The sequence below is a fragment of the Cellulosimicrobium sp. 4261 genome (genome assembly GCF_040546915.1).
Classification (GTDB): Bacteria; Actinomycetota; Actinomycetes; order Actinomycetales; family Cellulomonadaceae; genus Cellulosimicrobium; species Cellulosimicrobium cinnabarinum.
Genome location: NZ_JBEPOQ010000003.1, coordinates 242,409 through 260,262, shown reverse-complemented (window position 1 = coordinate 260,262; position 17,854 = coordinate 242,409). Strand labels below are relative to the sequence as shown.

The following is a 17,854-nucleotide window of genomic DNA, read 5'->3' as shown; positions in this document are numbered from 1 at the left end:
CGGGTAAGCCGAGGGAGAGCCCTGGTGATGACCAGGGCTCTCCCTCGGCGGGTCGTCCTACCTCGGCGGTCGGCTCAGGAGCAGGTGGCACCCTCGTGCTCGACGGTGAAGGTCGAGGTGACCTCCTCGCCGTCGACCACCGCGGTGGCGGTCACCGTGGCCTCGCCGGCCGCGACCGCCTTCTGGCGCGTCGCGAACGACTGGTAGGCGTTCTTGCCGGGCGCGACGTCCGCGACCGCCTTCTCGCCGAACGGCGTGGCGAGCCGGACGTCGACCGGCACGGCGCCGTCGTTCGTCGCCCGGACCGCGACGTACGCCTTGCCCGCGAGGCAGCGCGTCTGCACCTCGACGGAGACGGGCAGCTCCGCCCCGGCCTGCGGCTGCACGAGGACGGCGACGGACCGCCCGGGGACGGTCACCGTGCCGGTGGTCGCGTCCCACGCGGTGCCCCGCACGACGTCGTCGCTCCCCTCCTGCTGCACGGGCGAGAGCACGTACTCGCGGCCCGCGAGCGCGGACAGCGGGACGGTGACCTCGTCCGGGGAGGCGTTGAAGACGGCCAGCAGCCCGTCGAGCGCCGGGTCCACGTCGGCACCGACGGTGTCGTCCACCGCCATCGCCACGACGCCCTGGACCTGGTCCGTCCCGGCGCCCGGGAAGGTGACCTTCTCCCGGATCAGCTCCGGGTCGCCGAGCCGGAAGAGCTCGGTCGAGTGCCGCAGCCGCAGGAGGTCCTGGGCCTGCGCCGACGCGGTGGCGATGTCGTCGGGCGACGGCTTGAGCGCCGGGTCCGCGAGGAGCGGGGCCATGAGCGGCCACTTGTCCTCGTTGTCGGCCGCCATCGGCAGGCCCTTGCCGAACCCGTTGTCCTGACCGGTCCAGTCGATCGCGTTGAACCAGTCGCCCGAGTCGTAGCTGTTGCGGTCGAGCGACTTCGACCGCAGCAGGTCCGTGCCCGCGTGCCAGAACGACGGCGTCTGGGAGAGCGCCGCGGTCGCGAGCGAGACCGTGTTCATGCGCACCCGCTCGTCCATCGGCGTGTCCGCCGGGAGCTTGAGCGTGAGCAGGTCGAACAGCGTCTCGTTGTCGTGCGCGTCGACGTAGGTCACGACCTCCTCGGGCGAGTCGGCGTAGCCGGCCGGCGCCCCGCGGTAGTCGATCTCGTCGCCGCGCTTCTCCTCGCCCGTCGACGTGACGAGCGTGTAGTCGCGCAGGTTGCCCGCGAGGCCGAGGCGCACGAGGTCGGTCTGGTGACCGAGGTCGGCGAGCTCGTCGGCGGACCCGTCGTTCACCGTCCCCGGCTCCCCCGCCCGGGCGGGCTGCCCGTTCGGGTCGGTCGCCAGGCCCGTGCCGAAGCCCTGCGTGAACGTCGTGGCGCCGTCGACGGGCGAGCCGCCGTGCACCGCGTCGCGCAGCCGGTCGGAGAAGGTCCCGATGCCCGTGCCGCCGAGCTGGCCCTGCGTGGCCTGCTCGAACAGCGCGTTGCCCGCGACCTCGCCGAAGTCCCAGCCCTCGCCGTACAGGTAGACGGACTTCCCGTCGACGCCGTCCTCGGCGAGCGTGAGCTCGTCGAGCGCGGCCCGGACGTCGAGCATGTTCTGCTTCGAGTGGTGGCCCATGAGGTCGAAGCGGAACCCGTCGACGCGGTAGTCCTTCGCCCACGTGACGACCGAGTCGACCATGAGCTTGCCCGCCATCGCGTGCTCGGTCGCGACGTTCTGGCAGCACGTGCTCGTCTCGACGGAGCCGGTGGTCGGGTTCTGCCGGTGGTAGTAGCCCGGCACGACCTTGTCGAGGACGGACTTCGCGTCCTGCCCGCTCGCGGCGGTGTGGTTGAACACCTGGTCGAGCACGACCTGCAGCCCGGCACCGTGGAGCGAGCCGACCATGGTGCGGAACTCGGCCACGCGCGCGCCGCCGTCCGCGTCGACCGCGTACGACCCCTCCGGCGTGCTGAAGTGCCACGGGTCGTAGCCCCAGTTGAAGCCGTCCTGCGCCTGCACCGCCGCGACGGCGGCCTGCTGCTCGGGCGAGTCGGGCGCGAACCCGGTGAGGTCGCCGGTCGTGGCCTGGGCCGCGCGGTCCTCGGGGATCGACGCGATGTCGAACGTCGGGAGCAGGTGCACCGTGGTGACGCCCGCGTCCGCGAGCTCGCGCAGGTGCGTCATGCCGGCCGAGTCCTTCTCCGCGAACGCGAGGTACGTGCCGCGCCGCTCCGCCGGGACCGTCTCGTCGGAGATCGAGAAGTCCCGGACGTGGAGCTCGTAGATCGTCTGGTCGACCGACCGCTCGACGACCGGGGCGGGCGTGCCCTCCCAGGCGCTCGGGCGGAACGCGGGGTCGTCGAGGTCGACGGCCACCGAGTGCGTGGAGTCGAGCGTCAGGCCCACCGAGTACGGGTCGGTGACGACGTTCGTCTCGACCTTCCCCGTGCTCGGGACGTAGACCTGCACCTCGTAGAGGTAGCGCGCGCCCTTCCAGCCGACGGCCGCGCCGCCGAGCATCTTGTCGGCCGCCTTGCCGTCGAGGGTCCACGTGCCGTCGGCCTGGCGGGCTGCCTCGAACCGGCGCGGGTCGTCGTCGAGCGACGCCCCCGCGGGCCACGCGAGCACCGAGACGGCCTTCGCCGTCGGCGCCCACAGCGCGAACGACGCCCACTTGCCGTTGGCGTGCCACGAGACGCCGAGCTCGCGCTCGGCCGCTTCCTCGGCGAACAGGTCGTCGACGACGCCCGGCACCTGGACACCGGTCGCGGCCGTGAGCGCGCCGCCGTCGGCCCGGGTGACGAGCAGCTGGCCCGTGAGCGCCGCCTCGACCTCCGCGCGGTCGAGCGGCTCGCCGTCGTCGAGCACCCGCAGCGCGGTGTGCCCGGCGAGCGCCGGGAACTCGGCCGCGACGTCGTCGGGCAGGCCCGACGGGTCGACCTGGAGCGTGTACGACGCCGTGCCCTCCGGGGCCCGGACCTCGCCGTCGGCGCCTCCCGGGGTGACCGAGAGCCCGCCCTCGGGGGCGGCCCACAGGGTCCACTCGTCGCCCGTGCCGAGGGCCCCCGGCCAGGCGACGACGCCCTCGCGCACCCAGTGCGCGGCCTGCTGGCCGGTGCCGGGGAGCGGCGGGTTCGCGACGTCGATCGTCAGGACGTGGGACGCGAGGTCGTAGGAGAAGGTGACCAGCTCGCCGTCACCGACGGAGAACTGGTAGTTCGCCCCGTCGCGCGCGCCGCCGACGCCGTAGTTCTCCGCCCAGCTCAGGCCGTGCGCGACCTTGCCCTCGTACGCGCCGGCCGCGAGGCGGTCGGTCGACCAGGTGTAGACGCCGTCGCCGTCCGGGTCCTTGAGCCAGGACGCGAGGCAGTCGGGCGCCCACGAGCCGGGGCAGCCGACCTGGTCCTGGAACGAGCCCGCGAGCGTGACGATCGGCCCCTGCGCGGTGCTCGAGAAGTCCTTGCTCACCGGGTCCCAGTAGAACGTCACCGGGCCGCCGGACGTCGTGTACGTCGCGTTGCTGCCGTCCTGTACGCCGCCGACGCCGTAGTTGACCGTCCACGACCCGTTGATCGCGACCTTGTACTCGTACGTCCCGGCCGGGACGTCGAACGTCCCCGCGTAGACGCCGTCGGCGCGCTGCGTGAGCTTCGCCGCCTCGCAGCCCGGCGCCCAGTCGCCCGCGCAGCCCATGGCCGCGTTGTGGCTGCCGGGCACGGTCACGAGATCGATCTCGGGCTCCGGCTCGGTGCTCGCGTCGCCGCTCACGTCGACCCCGACGCTCGCGAACGTGGACGCGGCGGCGCGGTCGCCGTCGGCGTCGGTCGTCACGACGCGGTACTCGACGAGCGTGCCGTCGGCGAGGCCCGCGACGTCGTGGAAGACGCGCGGCGCGGTGTCCTCGGCGGTGCCGAGGGGGTGCCACTCGGCGCTCCCGACCTCGCGCCACGCGAACGACGTCTCGGCCCACGCGTCCGCGTCGACCGCGGCCGTCACGGGCGCGACGCCGGTGACCGCTGCGCCGGCGCGCGGCACGGTGAGGGCGATGTCGCCCGACGAGTCCGCGCCGACCTCGCGGTCGGCCCGCAGCACGACGGTGCCCGTGGCCGGGACGGTCAGCGTGACGACGCCGTCGGCGTCGGCCGTGACGGGCGCGGCCGACTCGCCGTAGAGCACCTCGTACGAGGCGCCGGGCGTGAGGGTCGTGAAGGTCGCCGTCCGCTCCTGCGCCGCGTTGTTCAGCGCGACGAGGTGCTCGACCTTCTCCGTGCGGTCCACGCGGCTGAAGGCGTACACGCCCGCGCCGTTCTCGACGTAGCGCTCGACCTGGGCGCCGTCGGCCAGCGCCGGGTGCGCCTCGCGCAGCGCGGCGAGCTCGGCGATGTGCGCGTAGAGCGGCGCGTCCGTGCCGAAGCGGTCGACGCTGCCCGCCTGCTCGCCGGTGACGAGAGGCTGGCCGGCGTACTCGTCGACCTGGGTCGCGAACAGGGTCTGGCGGGCGTCCTTGTCGCCGCCCGTCCCCGCGAAGCCCTGCTCGTCGCCGTAGTACACGACCGGCTGCCCGCGGGTCAGGTACATGAGGTCGTGCGCGAGCTCGTCGCGCGCGAGCGGGTCGTCGGTGCTCGCGAGCATGTACCCGACGCGGCCCATGTCGTGGTTGCCGAGGAACGTCGGCAGCGCCTGCGCGTTCGTCGTGGGCGTCGTGTACATGTCGTCGCTCGCGAAGAGCGACGCGAGGCCCTTGGCGCTGTTGCCGCTCGCGAAGCTCGTCGCGGCGGACTGGAACGTGAAGTCGAGCGTCGAGCTCATGTCGGTCTTGCGGACGTAGGGCGACAGCTTCGCCGCGTCGGCGTCGTACACCTCGCCGAACATGAAGAAGTCGTCCTTGCCCTGCGCGTGCGCGTAGTCGAGGACCTCGGTGGTCCACGTCTCCCAGAACTCGAAGTTCACGTGCTTGACGGTGTCGATGCGGAAGCCGTCGATCCCGAGGTCGATCCAGTCCTGGTAGACGTCGACGAACCCGTCGACGACCGTCGGGTGCTCCGTCATGAGGTCGTCGAGACCGTCGAAGTCCCCGTACGTCACGGACTCCCCGGTCCACGTCGAGTTGCCGCGGTTGTGGTAGAGCGTCGGGTCGTTGAGCCAGGCGGGGACCTTGAGGTCCTCCTTGCCCGCGGGGACGACCGGCGTGTAGGGGAACGACGTCGCGGCGTCCAGCGCCGGGAAGTCGCCGGTGCCCGCGTGGTCCGCCGGGTCGAACACGGTGCCTTCGGCGTCGCGGTACGGCGACGTGGCCTGGTCGATGTACGAGTACTGCTTCTCCTCGTAGTCGATCACGTCGGCCGTGTGGTTCGTGATGATGTCGAAGTAGACCTTGATCCCGCGGTCGTGCGCCTCGTCGATGAGCGCCTCGAGCTCGGCGTTGGTGCCGAGGTGCGGGTCGATCTGCGTGAAGTCGGTGATCCAGTAGCCGTGGTAGCCCGCCGACGCGTCGGTGCCCGTGCCCTGGACCGGCTGGTTCTTGAACGACGGCGTGAGCCAGATCGCCGTCGTGCCGAGGCCCTCGACGTAGTCGAGGTTCTGCCGCAGGCCCGCGATGTCGCCGCCCTGGTAGAAGCCCTTGTTCGTCGGGTCGAACCCGGAGACGAGCGGGTCGTCGCCGAGCCCCGCCGTGTCGTTCGACGGGTCGCCGTTCGCGAACCGGTCGGTCATGACGAAGTAGAAGCGCTCGTCCGACCCGGGCTGGCGCACGGGAGGCACCACGAGGTCGGCGTCCTGCGCCTCGTCGTAGCCGCCCGCGAGCCCGAGCGGCGTGAGCGCGATGCGGTGGGTCGACTCGTCGAACGTGACGCGCACGGTCGCGTCGCCGCCGAGCACGAGGGGCGCGTTGTCCTGGCTGCCCTCGCGCCCGTACGCCTCGTCCCAGGCGTCGTCGTACGCGACCTTGTACTCGTAGGCGCCCGCGGGCACCTCGAAGTCGGCGGACCAGACGCCGGCGGTGTCGGTGGGCGCGAGCTCGGTCGCCGCGCACGCGGGGTCCCAGTCGGCGGGGCAGCCGAGCTCGGACTGGAGGTCGCCCACGAGGGCGAGGGTGCGCTCGTCGGCCCCCGCGGCGGGGGCGGCGAACGCGGCGAGCGTGACGCCCGCCAGGCCCGAGGCGGCGAGCGCGACGGCGGTGACCGACGCCGTCGTGCGAGCCCCGCGCGCGCGGCGGGTGGTGGCGGATGGGTGGGGCGACGGTGTGCGCGGGACGCGGCGACGTCGCGGCGTGGAGGTCATGAGGACTCCCTCGTCCGGTGGTTGGTGCGGGACCGCAGGCGTGAGCAGGCAGGTGCCGGCAGAGACGCGGACGACGGGGACCAGCAGCGGGCGACGTCGACCGCGGCTTCCTCAGCGTACGGCTGAGCCGAACTGTACTGGTTGCAGAAAGTTGCAGCAAGGTTCGGCAAGCGACCCGCCGACACCGCTCCCCACCCGCCCGGGACGCGACGAACCCGGGGCCGTCCCGCTCAGGAAGACCTGACGAGGACGGCCCCGGGTCCGGGAGGGTGCGGCGCTCAGCCCGCCAGGTGACCCCAGCGCGAGGCGAGCTCGGCCCACGGCCCGACGGCGGCGACCCGGCCCTCGTCGAGCACGACGACGCGGTCCGCCCGCGCGAGCGCGGCCCGCTTGGAGGTCGAGCCGACGACCGTGGTCCCCCGCTCGCGCAGCGACTCCCACAGCTCGATCTCCGTCGCCGCGTCGAGCGCGCTGGAGACGTCGTCGGCCAGCAGGAGCTCGGCGTCGGTCGCGAGCGCCCGCGCCAGGGCGAGCCGCTGGACCTGGCCACCCGAGAGCCGCACGCCGCGGTGCCCGACGAGCGCCTCGTGCCCGCCGGCCTCGACGACGTCCCGCTCGAGGCGCGCAGCCGCGACGGGCCCGTGGACGTCGCGCTCGTGGCCGAGCCGCACGTTGTCGGCGAACGTCCCGGAGAGCACGCGCGGCACCTGCGCGACGTGCGCGACCTGGCCCGGCCGCAGGAACGTCTGGGCGTCGACGACGTCCGCGCCGTTCCAGCGGATGCGGCCCGTGTGCTCCATGAGGCCCGCGAGCGCCGAGAGCAGGCTCGACTTGCCCGCGCCGACCTGCCCGAGCAGCAGGACGAGCTCGCCGCGCGCGACGGACAGGTCGACGTCCTGGACGCCGATCGTGCCGTCGTCGTGCAGCGCGGTCACGCCGTCCAGGTCGATCCGCTCGAGCGGCCGCCGGGGCCCCGGGTCGGGCGTGGGGGCGGCGCCCGTGAGCAGGTCGACGCCGGGGGGCAGGTCCATGAGGTCCGTCCCCGCGGCGAACCGGCTCGTCGCGCGCTGCCACGAGCGGGTACCCGGCGCCTCGGTCACGACGGCGCCCGCGACGACGCCGAACCAGCCGAAGCCGGTCACGGCGTTCGCGACGAGGAGCGCCGTCGCGAGGTCCCACGTCCCGGTGAGCAGCCCGGCCCAGGCCGCGACGACGCCGAGCTGGATCATGACGAGCGGGACGCCGTCGAGCGCGGCCTGCACGCGGTGCTCGAACACGGCGGCGCGCACGCGCCCGTCGTCCACCTCGCGCAGGTGCGCGTGCACCTGGGGCGTGCGGGCGGCGAGCTTCACCGTCCGCGCGGAGTCGAGCGCCGAGACGAGCGCGCGTCCGAACCGGGCGCGCGCGGCCGACGACCGCGTCGCCGACCGGCCCGCGATCGGCCGCCCGAGGGCCGACGCCGCCGCGGACACGACCATGACCGCGAGGAGCACGGCGCCCGCGAGCCACGACCGGCTGAGCAGCGCGGTGACGCCCGCGATGACGAGGCCGTTGACGAAGTCGACCCAGCGGTCGGCGTACCGGACGAACCGGTCGGCGTCCATGGCACGGGCGACGACCTCGCCGGGCGGCGTGGCCGTGAGCCGGTGCTGGCGGGTCTGGCCGGCCATGACCGCCATGCGTACGCGCAGCAGCACCTCGACCCACCAGCGCGGGTAGACGTACAGCGCCCACGCGAGGCACAGCGGCGCGACCACGAGGAGCACGGCGAGCGGCACGAGCTGCCGCGCCGGGAAGCCGGAGTCGAGGTCCTGGACCGCCTGGCCCCAGAGGAAGCCGGTGACGGCGCCCTGGGCCGACACGAGGCTCGTGACGAGGAACAGGACCGCGCCCACCACGCCCCACGCCGGACGGACGAACAGGGCGTGCGCGACGCCGCGCGCGAGGCTCGGTCCGTCGCCCGGGTCGTCGAGGACGGGCGGCTCGCCGCGCCGTCGGCGGCCACCGACCGCGTCCGAGGCCGGGGCGGCTGCGGACGCCCTGGCCCCGTCCTCGTCGTGCCCCTCCGTCGCGCGGACCGACGGGCCGCTCACGAGGGCGGGCGCCGTGGCGCCGGGAGCGAGGTCGTCGACGTCGTCGGCGCGCGGGCCGCCGTCCTGCGCGACGCTCGCCGCGAGCAGGTCGCGGTAGGGACCGGGCGCCTGGGCGAGCGCGGCGCGCTCGCCCTGCTGCACGACGCGGCCGTGGTCGAGGACCGCCAGCAGCCCGGCGCGCTCGATCGTGGTGAGCCGGTGCGCGACGAGCACGCCCGTGCGCCCCGCGAGCAGGCGCTCCGACGCGGCGACGACGCGCGCCTCCGTGAGCGGGTCCATGCGCGCCGTCGCCTCGTCGAGCACGACGACCTGGACGTCGCGCACCAGCAGGCGGGCGAACGCGACGAGCTGCTCCTCCCCCGCCGAGAGCGACGTCCCGCCGGGCCCGAGCAGCGTGTCCAGGCCGTCGGGCAGGCCCGCGACCCAGTCGTCGAGCCGCAGCTCGCGCACGGCCGCCTCGACGTCGGACCGCGGCACGTCCGCGAACAGCGCGACGTTCTCCGCGAGCGTGCCCGCGAGGATCTCGGTGCGCTGCGTGACGACGCCGACCGCCGCGCGCAGCGCCTGGAGGTCGAGGTCGCGCACGTCGACGCCGCCGACGAGGACCGCGCCGCGCGGCGGCTCGACCGCGCGCGACAGCAGCGACGCCAGCGTCGACTTGCCCGAGCCGGTGCGCCCGACGAGCGCGACCGTCTCCCCCGCGGGCACGTGCAGGTCCACCCCGTCGAGCGCGAACGTGCCCTCGGCGTAGGAGAAGTGCAGGTCGCGCACCTCGATCCCGACCGGCCCGGCGGGCAGCGTGCGCCCGCCCGTCGGCTCCGGCTCGACGGCGAGCATCTGCCGGATGCGCGTGAGCGCGCCCAGCCCCTCCTGGATGTCCGGGAGGTGGTGGACCAGGTTGTCCACCTGCCCGACGAAGAGCGCGGTGACGAGGAACAGGGTGACGAGCCGGTCGACGCCCAGGTCGCCGTCCGCGGCGAGCGCGGCGCCCGCCACGGCCACGCCCGCGAGCAGCGAGGCGAGCACGAGACCGGCGCGGCGGAGCATGCGCGCCTCGACGACGAGCACGGCCTCGAACTTCCGGTGCACCCGGGCGGAGCGCTCGGCGAGGCGGCGGATCGCGAACGACTGCCCGAGGCTCGTGCGCAGGTCGTCCCGCGCCGCGACGGACTCCTCGAACGCCGCGGCGTGGTCGGTCCACGCCATCTCCTCGATGACCTTGCGGCGCGCGATCTCGCCCAGCATCGGGCGCACGATGAACCACGCGACCGCCCCCAGCGCCGGGAAGAGGACCCACGCCGGCCACCAGGTCAGGCCGGCGACGACCCACATCGGCAGCACGCCGACGACGGTGCGTCCCGCGCCCCACAGCTGGCGGCGCACGAGAGTGCCGACGGCGTGCGTGTCGTCGTCGACGCGGTCGAGCACCTCGCCGACCGCCTGCTCCGTGAGCGTGGCGAGCGGTTGGTGCAGCGCCGCGGTGAGGAGGTCGCCGCGCAGGCGGCCCTCGGCGCGGTCGACCACGCCCGCCCACACGACCTGGCCGACGGTGTCGAGCAGCGCCGCCCCGACGACGCACGCGGCGAGGAGCTGGAGCGTCGCCGTCGTCGGGTCCTCGGCGAGCCACCCGGCGATGACCGTGCCCAGCGCGGCACCGACCGCGCCCACGGCGAGCGCGAGCAGCGCGACGACGGCCTGCGGCCCGCGCAGCCGGCGCCAGTCCAGGCGGCGGGCCGGGTCGGGCGGGCGCGGGGCGCTGGCCGACGGCGCGGCGTGCGGGTCGGACGGGGGGTTCGTGGGCTGCTCGGTCGGCAGGGAGGCGTCGATCATGGCCCCACGACCCTACGGCGACCCACCCCCGCCGACGCAGGGATTTTCGCTCCCCGCGGCCCCTGCCCGGCCCGGGACGCAGCGCGGCCCGGGTCCCTGGGGGACCCGGGCCGCGGCGGTGAGGATCAGACCAGGCCGAGCTCCTCGACGGCCTGACGCTCCTCCTGGAGCTCCGCGACCGACGCGTCGATGCGCCCGCGCGAGAAGTCCGAGAGCTCCAGGCCCTGGACGATCTCCCACGACCCGTCGCGCGAGACCACCGGGAACGACGAGATGAGGCCGGTCGGGACGCCGTACGACCCGTCCGACACGACGCCCGCGCTCGTCCAGTCGCCCTCGGGCGTGCCGAGGACCCAGTCGTGCACGTGGTCGATGGCTGCATTCGCCGCCGACGCCGCGGACGACGCGCCGCGCGCGTCGATGATCGCCGCGCCGCGCTTCGCGACCGTCGGGATGAAGGTGCTCTCCAGCCACTCGCGGTCCTCGGCGAGCCGCGCGCCCGGCGTTCCCGCGACGTCCGCGTGGAAGAGGTCGGGGTACTGCGTCGCCGAGTGGTTGCCCCAGATGGTCACCTTGCGCACCTCGGACACCGGGACACCCGCACGCTTCGCGACCTGCGTGAGCGCGCGGTTGTGGTCCAGCCGCGTCATCGCGGTGAACCGGTCCTTCGGCACGTCGGGAGCGTTCGACGCGGCGATGAGCGCGTTCGTGTTCGCGGGGTTGCCGACCACGAGGACGCGGACGTCGTCCGCCGCGCCGGCGTTGATCGCCTGGCCCTGCGGCTTGAAGATGCCGCCGTTCGCCTCGAGCAGGTCGCCGCGCTCCATGCCCGGGCCGCGCGGGCGGGCGCCCACGAGCAGCGCGACGTTCGTGCCGTCGAACGCCGCCGTCGGGTCGTCGAAGATGTCGATGCCGGCGAGCAGCGGGAACGCGCAGTCGTCCAGCTCCATGGCCGTGCCCTCGGCGGCCTTGACGCCCTGCGGGATCTCGAGGAGGCGCAGGCGCACGGGGGTGTCGGGGCCGAGCATCTGGCCCGACGCGATGCGGAACAGCAGCGCGTAACCGATCTGACCGGCCGCGCCGGTCACCGTCACGTTCACGGGGGAAGTCATGCGCTCACTCTCCCACAACGCGACCCGCCCGGACGTGCGGCGCGGCACGCCCACGGGTGCGTCTCCGCCCGTGCGCGGGGACGACGACGGCGGCGCCCCCTGCGCGAGGGGGCGCCGCCGTCGGGCGTGCGGTGCGGGCCGGGTCAGCCCAGGCGCGCCTTGAGGTTCTCGTCGAGCGCGGCGAGGAACTCCTCCGTCGTCAGCCACTCCTGGTCCGGGCCGATGAGGAGCGCGAGGTCCTTCGTCATCTTGCCGGACTCGACCGTCTTGATGACGACGTCCTCGAGCGTCTGCGCGAACTCGGTGACCTCGGGCGTGCCGTCGAGCTTGCCGCGGTGCAGGAGGCCACGGGTCCACGCGAAGATCGACGCGATCGGGTTCGTCGACGTCGGCTTGCCCTGCTGGTGCTGGCGGTAGTGACGCGTCACGGTGCCGTGCGCGGCCTCGGCCTCGACGGTCTGGCCGTCCGGGGTCATGAGGACCGACGTCATGAGGCCGAGCGAGCCGAAGCCCTGCGCGACGGTGTCGGACTGCACGTCGCCGTCGTAGTTCTTGCAGGCCCAGACGTAGCCGCCCTCCCACTTCATGGCCGAGGCGACCATGTCGTCGATGAGGCGGTGCTCGTACGTGAGGCCCTTCGCGGCGAACGCCTCGGCGAACTCGGCGTCGAACACCTCCTGGAAGATGTCCTTGAAGGCGCCGTCGTAGGCCTTGAGGATCGTGTTCTTCGTCGAGAGGTACACGGGGTACTCGCGCTGGAGGCCGTACGCGAACGAGGCGCGCGCGAAGTCGCGGATCGACTCGTTGAAGTTGTACATGCCCATCGCGACGCCGCCCTCCTCGGGCATGGTCACGACCTCGAACTTCTGGGCCTCGGAGCCGTCGGCCGGCTCGAACGTCATCGTGATCTTGCCCGGGCCGGGGACCTTGAAGTTGGTCGACTTGTACTGGTCGCCGTGGGCGTGACGGCCGATGATGATCGGCTTGTTCCAGCCCGGCACGAGGCGCGGGATGTTGGAGATGATGATCGGCTCGCGGAAGACGACGCCACCGAGGATGTTGCGGATCGTGCCGTTCGGCGAGACCCACATCTTCTTCAGGCCGAACTCCTCGACGCGCGCCTCGTCGGGCGTGATCGTCGCGCACTTGACGCCGACGTTGTACTGCTTGATCGCGTGCGCGGCGTCGATCGTGACCTGGTCGTCGGTCGCGTCGCGGTTCTGGATCGACAGGTCGTAGTACTTGAGGTCCACGTCGAGGTACGGGTGGATGAGGCGGTCCTTGATGAACTGCCAGATGATGCGCGTCATCTCGTCGCCGTCGAGCTCGACGACCGGGTTGACGACCTTGATCTTGCCCATGCGCAGATCGCTCCAACTGTCGGGGACTGGAGCCCCCGGGTGTCGGACGGCGACCGTGCGGCCCGTGGGCCCGGTCCGTCGCACACGAGGGCGTTGCTGACCGCGGTCCAGGGTACTCGACTTCTCGACGTCAAGATACTTTGTCGGCCCCCGGCGACCGCGTTCGGATCGTGAGACCGGGCGTCCGTTCTCAGGTGCAGCACCGCAGATCTCCACGCATCTCCCGGGTGGTGGTGGCAAGATGCCCCCAGATGCCGGAATGGCCGGGCACTCGGTCAGGCATCGTGCCGTCGTCCCGACGGCCCGCCGGTGCCGCACCGTGGCACACCGGGCCGGGACTGCCCGAAGTTCCCACCGAACCAGACAGGATCATCATGTCCCAGGACACCACCGCTCCCGGCGCACCGGAGGGCTACGTCGACGACGCGCGCCTCGCGCCGACCGAGGCCGTCGCTGTCGTCCAGCCCAGCCTCCTCGCGCGCCTCGGCGCCGAGGTCTTCGGCACGTTCTTCCTCGTCCTCGCGATCATCGGTGTGGCGCTGTACACCTTCGTCAGCCAGCAGAACGCCCTCGCCGTCGCTCTCGCGGGCGGCCTCGCGCTGCTCGCCGGCGCCGCCGCCGTCGGCAACGTCTCCGGCGGCCACTTCAACCCGGCGGTGACGCTCGGCGCCGCCATCGGCGGCCGCACCGCATGGCGCGACGTGCTGCCCTACTGGGTCGCGCAGCTCGTCGGCGCCCTCCTCGCGGGCCTCGTCCTGCTCGCCACCGTCCCCAACTCGCTGCCCGCGCTCGTCGGGCAGGAGGGCCGCGGCGGCCTCTTCGTGTCGACCGCGAACGGCTACGGCGACTTCTCGTCCCTCTCCACGGCGTCGCAGGGCGGCACCGAGTTCGGGCTGCTCGCCGCGCTGCTCATCGAGACCATCGCGACCGCGGTCTTCGTCGGCGTGATCCTCGGCGTGACCGACAAGCGCGCGACCGTGCAGTACGCGCCGGTCGTCATCGGCCTCACCCTCACCGCCCTGATCCTCGTCGCGGTGCCCGTCACGAACGCGTCGCTCAACCCGGCGCGCTCCATGGCGTCGGCCGTGTTCGCGGGCGACGGGGACCTGTGGAAGCAGCAGTGGGTCTTCTGGGTCGCGCCGCTCCTCGGCGCCGCGATCGCGGGCCTCTTCTACCGCGCGTTCGCGTTCGCCCCGAAGCAGGACGACCTGCTCGGTGAGGACCACGTCGTCACGCTGACCGAGGCCGAGGTCGCCGGCGGTGCCGGGAGCGCGGTCGGCGCCGGTGCGGGCGCGGCCGTCGCCGGGGCCGGCGCGGGCACCGTCGTCGAGGAGGCGGTCGTCGTCACGGACGAGAACGGTGACGTGGTCGCGGTCGAGGAGGTCGTCGAGACGGAGCCCGAGACGGACGACCCCGACGCCCCCACCGCCGGTGAGGGCACGACCCCGCGGGTCTGACCTCTCCCCCGCACACCCGACGGGCCCGGACCGCGCACGCGGTCCGGGCCCGTCGTCGTCAGTGCCCGACGTCGCGCGCGGCGCTCCGCGCGGGCGTCAGAGCTCGCCCTGGTCCAGGCTCAGCGCGAGGAACGCCATGACCGCGGCGGGCGCGAGGAAGAAGAAGACGTCGAGGCCGCGCGACCGGACGGTGATGCCGACCGGGCCCGGGCCGGGGATCGCCGCGCGGCACACGCCCGCGACGGCGAGCAGCCCCGCGAGCGCGAAGCAGCCCGCCCGCGCACCGGCGAGGACGGACACGAGCGTGGAGACGGCGACGCCCGCGAGGACCAGCCACATCGCGGGCTGGCGGGACGGCGCGAGGCTCGCGGGTGGCTCGGGCACCGGGGGCGGGGTCGCGTCGTCGGGCGCGGGAGCGCCCTCGGGAACCGGGCCGTCGTCGGTCTCGTCGTCCACGTGGTGCCACACCGGCACGAGCGTCGCGCGTGGCCGGTGCCGCGTCCCCCCGTCCGCGGTGACGTCGCTCACGCTGCTGCACCTTCCACGCCCGGAAGCCTACCGTCGTGCCCTAGCGTGACGTGCATGCCGTCCGTCGTGCCGCCGGTCCCGTCCGCTCCCCTCGCCACCACGACCGGCCCGGTGCCCGGTCCCGCGCCCGCGTCCCACGACGGCGGGCCGCCGTCGTCCGTGGTCGTCGTCGGGGCCGGGCTCGCAGGCGCCCAGACCGTCGCGGCGCTCCGCCGCCGCGGCTACGCCGGGCGGGTGACGCTGCTCGGCGCGGAGGGCGTGCCGCCGTACGACCGACCGCCCCTGTCGAAGGAGCTCCTCAGCCGGCCCTCCCCCGCGTGGCTCGCCGACGACCTCGGGGTGGACGTCGACGCGCTCGCCGACGACCTCCGCCTCGCCGACCCGGCCGTACGCCTCGAGCGGGCGGGGGCCCCCGACGCTCCGGGCTGGTCCGTCGAGACGCGGTCGGGCGACCGTCTCGTCGCCGACGCCGTCGTGCTCGCGGTCGGTTCCGTGCCCGTGCGGCCCCGCGGCTGGGAGCACGCGCGCGTGCTCCACACCGCGGCCGACGCCGAGAGCCTGCGCGCCGCGCTGCGACCCGGCCTGCGCCTCGTCCTCGTCGGGGCCGGGTGGATCGGCGCGGAGCTCGCCGGGGTCGCGGCGGGCGCGGGCGCGCACGTCACGGTCGTCGAGGCCGCGGGCGCGCCGCTGCACCGCCAGCTCGGCCCGGACGTCGGGGCGCACCTCGCTCCCTGGTACGCCGCCGCGGGTGCCGAGCTGGTCACCGGCGCGACCGTCGCGGAGGTCCGGCCCGACGGCGTGCGGCTCGCCGACGGCCGCGAGCTGCCGGCCGACGTCGTGCTCGCCGCCGTCGGCGCCCGGCCCGCCACCGACTGGCTCGACGGCGTCGTGCCGCGCGACGCGCGCGGCGGCGTCCCGGTGGACGCGGACGGCGCCGTGCCGGGGCTGCCCGGCCTCTGGGCGGTCGGCGACTGCGCGAACCGCGACCACCCCGTGCTCGGCGCCGTGCCCGGCGGGCACTGGTCGGCGGCGCTCCACGACCCGGACGCGACCGTCGCGGCGCTGCTCGGCGACGACGGCGACCGGGCCGCGCACGCGCCCTACGTGTTCTCCCAGCAGCTCGGGCACGACCTCGCGCTGTTCGGGGTGCCGGCCGAGGGCGACGAGGTCGTGCTGCGCGGCGACCCCGCGGGCGGCGCCACCGGCCACGAGGGCTGGGCCGCGTTCTACGTGCCGCCCCCGACGCTCTCCGGGCCCGGCGATCCTCCCGCGGGCGACGACCCCGCAGCGCGGGGCACCGACGTCCGGGCCGTGCTCCTCGTCGACTCGCCGCGCGACGTCGGCCCGGTGCGCAAGGCGATGAACCGGACGGGCCGCCTGCGCGTCGACCTCGACGTCGCGCGCGACCCGGCCCGACGCCTGCGCGACGCCCTCTCCTGACGCCCGGCCCGACGCCGGGCGCGCGACGGCCCCGCCGGTCCGGTGACCGACGGGGCCGTCGCGCGGGTCGCGTCAGTGCGCGAAGTGGCGCGTCCCCGTGAAGTACATCGTCACGCCCGCGGCCCGTGCCGCCTCGACCACCTCGGCGTCGCGGATCGACCCGCCCGGTGCCACGACGGCGCGCACGCCCGCGTCGAGCAGGATCTGCAGGCCGTCGGCGAACGGGAAGAACGCGTCGGAGGCTGCGACGGCGCCCCGGGCCCGCTCCTCGCCCTCCGCGAGCGTGTTGGCCCGCTCGACCGCGAGGCGGCACGAGTCGACACGGTTGACCTGCCCCATCCCGACCCCGACGGCGGCCCCGTCGCGCGCGAGGAGGATCGCGTTCGACTTCGCGGCGCGGATCGCGCGCCACGCGAACGCGAGGTCCGCGAGCGTCGCGTCGTCCGCCGCGTCGCCCGTGACGAGCGTCCAGTGCTCGGGCGCGTCGCCGCCGGTGACGTTCCCCTCGGCGTCGGTCACGACGGCGTCGACCCGGTCCGTGCTCTGCACGAGCAGGCCGCCGCTGACGGGGCGGGTCTCGACGGTCGTCGTCGGCGGGGCGTCGACGACGAGGAGGCGCAGGTTCTTCTTCGCCCGGAGCACCTCGAGCGCGTCCGGCTCGAACCCGGGCGCGACGACCACCTCGGTGAAGACCGGCGCGATCTGCTCCGCGGCCGCGCGGGTCACGACGCGGTTCGCGGCGATCACGCCGCCGTAGGCGGAGACCGGGTCGGTCGCGTGGGCGCGCGCGTGCGCCTCGGCGACGTCGGCCCCGACCGCGATGCCGCACGGGTTCGCGTGCTTGATGATCGCGACGGCCGGCTCGTCGTGGTCGTGCGCGGCGCGCCACGCCGCGTCGGCGTCGACGTAGTTGTTGTAGCTCATCGCCTTGCCGTGGAGCTGCGTGGCCTGGGCGAGCCCCGTCGCGCCGTGGCCGTTCGTGTAGAGCGCGGCACGCTGGTGCGGGTTCTCGCCGTACCGGAGCACGTCGGCGCGGTCCCACGTGGCGCCGATCCAGGCCGGGAAGCCGGTGCTCACGGTCTCGCCGTCGGTCTCGACCGCGTCCGTGGGCGCGACGACGTTGCCCATCCAGGACGCGACGGCGACGTCGTACGTCGCGGTGTGCACGAACGCCGCGGCGGCGAGCGCCTTGCGCTGCGCGTAGGTGAAGCCGCCCGCCTGCACGGCCGTGACGACGTCGTCGTAGCGGGCGGGGTCGACGACGACCGCGACGCTCGGGTGGTTCTTCGCCGCGGCGCGGACCATCGACGGGCCGCCGATGTCGATCTGCTCGACGACCTCGTCCGGCCCGGCGCCCGACGCCACGGTCGCGGCGAACGGGTAGAGGTTGACGACGACGAGCTCGAACGGCGCGATGCCGAGCTCGTCGAGCTGCGCGAGGTGGTCGGCCTTGCGCGAGTCCGCGAGGATGCCGGCGTGCACCCGCGGGTGGAGCGTCTTGACGCGGCCCTCGAGGCACTCGGGGAAACCGGTGAGGTCCTCGACCTTCGTCACCGGGACGCCCGCGGCCGCGACCGTCGACGCCGTCGAGCCGGTGGAGACGAGCTCGACGCCCGCGGCGTGCAGCGCCGTCGCGAGCTCGACGAGGCCCGTCTTGTCGTAGACGCTCAGCAGCGCACGCCGCACGGGGCGCCGTGCGTCGTCGGTGAGCTGGACGTCGGGGGCGGAGGGCACGTGCGGGGCCGGGTGGGACATGACGAGGGGCTCCTC

Annotated in this window: 8 protein-coding genes; 2 read left to right on the top strand and 6 right to left on the bottom strand. The window is 74.5% G+C overall.

The window, feature by feature from the left end; all coding sequences use genetic code 11:
- Window positions 1-74: 74 nt before the first annotated feature.
- From pulA to ABIE39_RS05720, 4 genes are all read right to left on the bottom strand, one after another.
- Window positions 75-6,263, bottom strand: a complete 6,189-nt coding sequence (gene pulA / locus ABIE39_RS05735; protein WP_354050797.1) for a pullulanase-type alpha-1,6-glucosidase — start codon at window positions 6,261-6,263, stop codon at window positions 75-77.
- 278 nt (window positions 6,264-6,541) lie between these two features.
- Window positions 6,542-10,186: an ATP-binding cassette domain-containing protein gene (locus ABIE39_RS05730; RefSeq protein ID WP_354050796.1), complete on the bottom strand. Its 3,645-nt coding sequence runs from the start codon at window positions 10,184-10,186 to the stop codon at window positions 6,542-6,544.
- 125 nt (window positions 10,187-10,311) lie between these two features.
- Window positions 10,312-11,298, bottom strand: a complete 987-nt coding sequence (locus ABIE39_RS05725; protein WP_354050794.1) for a malate dehydrogenase — start codon at window positions 11,296-11,298, stop codon at window positions 10,312-10,314.
- A 143-nt stretch (window positions 11,299-11,441) separates the two neighbouring features.
- Entirely contained in the window at window positions 11,442-12,659 is a 1,218-nt protein-coding gene (locus tag ABIE39_RS05720) for an NADP-dependent isocitrate dehydrogenase (protein WP_354050792.1), read from the bottom strand.
- A gap of 374 nt (window positions 12,660-13,033) precedes the next feature.
- Here ABIE39_RS05720 and ABIE39_RS05715 point away from each other — a divergent pair, with 374 nt between their 5' ends.
- Complete coding sequence (locus ABIE39_RS05715) at window positions 13,034-14,116, top strand: MIP/aquaporin family protein (RefSeq protein WP_354050790.1); 1,083 nt, start codon at window positions 13,034-13,036, stop codon at window positions 14,114-14,116.
- 96 nt (window positions 14,117-14,212) lie between these two features.
- Here the strand turns inward: ABIE39_RS05715 and ABIE39_RS05710 are convergent, their stop codons facing one another.
- Entirely contained in the window at window positions 14,213-14,644 is a 432-nt protein-coding gene (locus tag ABIE39_RS05710; RefSeq protein WP_175007907.1) for a DUF3017 domain-containing protein, read from the bottom strand.
- Window positions 14,645-14,698: 54 nt separating this feature from the next.
- Between ABIE39_RS05710 and ABIE39_RS05705 the strand changes: the two genes are divergently transcribed.
- Complete coding sequence (locus tag ABIE39_RS05705; protein WP_354050788.1) at window positions 14,699-16,084, top strand: FAD-dependent oxidoreductase; 1,386 nt, start codon at window positions 14,699-14,701, stop codon at window positions 16,082-16,084.
- 72 nt (window positions 16,085-16,156) lie between these two features.
- Here the strand turns inward: ABIE39_RS05705 and purH are convergent, their stop codons facing one another.
- Window positions 16,157-17,839: a bifunctional phosphoribosylaminoimidazolecarboxamide formyltransferase/IMP cyclohydrolase gene (purH, locus tag ABIE39_RS05700; protein WP_074809012.1), complete on the bottom strand. Its 1,683-nt coding sequence runs from the start codon at window positions 17,837-17,839 to the stop codon at window positions 16,157-16,159.
- Window positions 17,840-17,854 lie beyond the last annotated feature (15 nt).

Excerpts from the sequence above, each read along its gene's own strand:
- pulA (WP_354050797.1), bottom strand. The coding sequence starts at position 6,263 with ATGACCTCCACGCCGCGACGTCGCCGCGTCCCGCGCACACCGTCGCCC.
- ABIE39_RS05730 (WP_354050796.1), bottom strand. The coding sequence starts at position 10,186 with ATGATCGACGCCTCCCTGCCGACCGAGCAGCCCACGAACCCCCCGTCC.
- ABIE39_RS05725 (WP_354050794.1), bottom strand. The coding sequence starts at position 11,298 with ATGACTTCCCCCGTGAACGTGACGGTGACCGGCGCGGCCGGTCAGATC.
- ABIE39_RS05720 (WP_354050792.1), bottom strand. The coding sequence starts at position 12,659 with ATGGGCAAGATCAAGGTCGTCAACCCGGTCGTCGAGCTCGACGGCGAC.
- ABIE39_RS05715 (WP_354050790.1), top strand. The coding sequence starts at position 13,034 with ATGTCCCAGGACACCACCGCTCCCGGCGCACCGGAGGGCTACGTCGAC.
- ABIE39_RS05705 (WP_354050788.1), top strand. The coding sequence starts at position 14,699 with ATGCCGTCCGTCGTGCCGCCGGTCCCGTCCGCTCCCCTCGCCACCACG.
- purH (WP_074809012.1), bottom strand. The coding sequence starts at position 17,839 with ATGTCCCACCCGGCCCCGCACGTGCCCTCCGCCCCCGACGTCCAGCTC.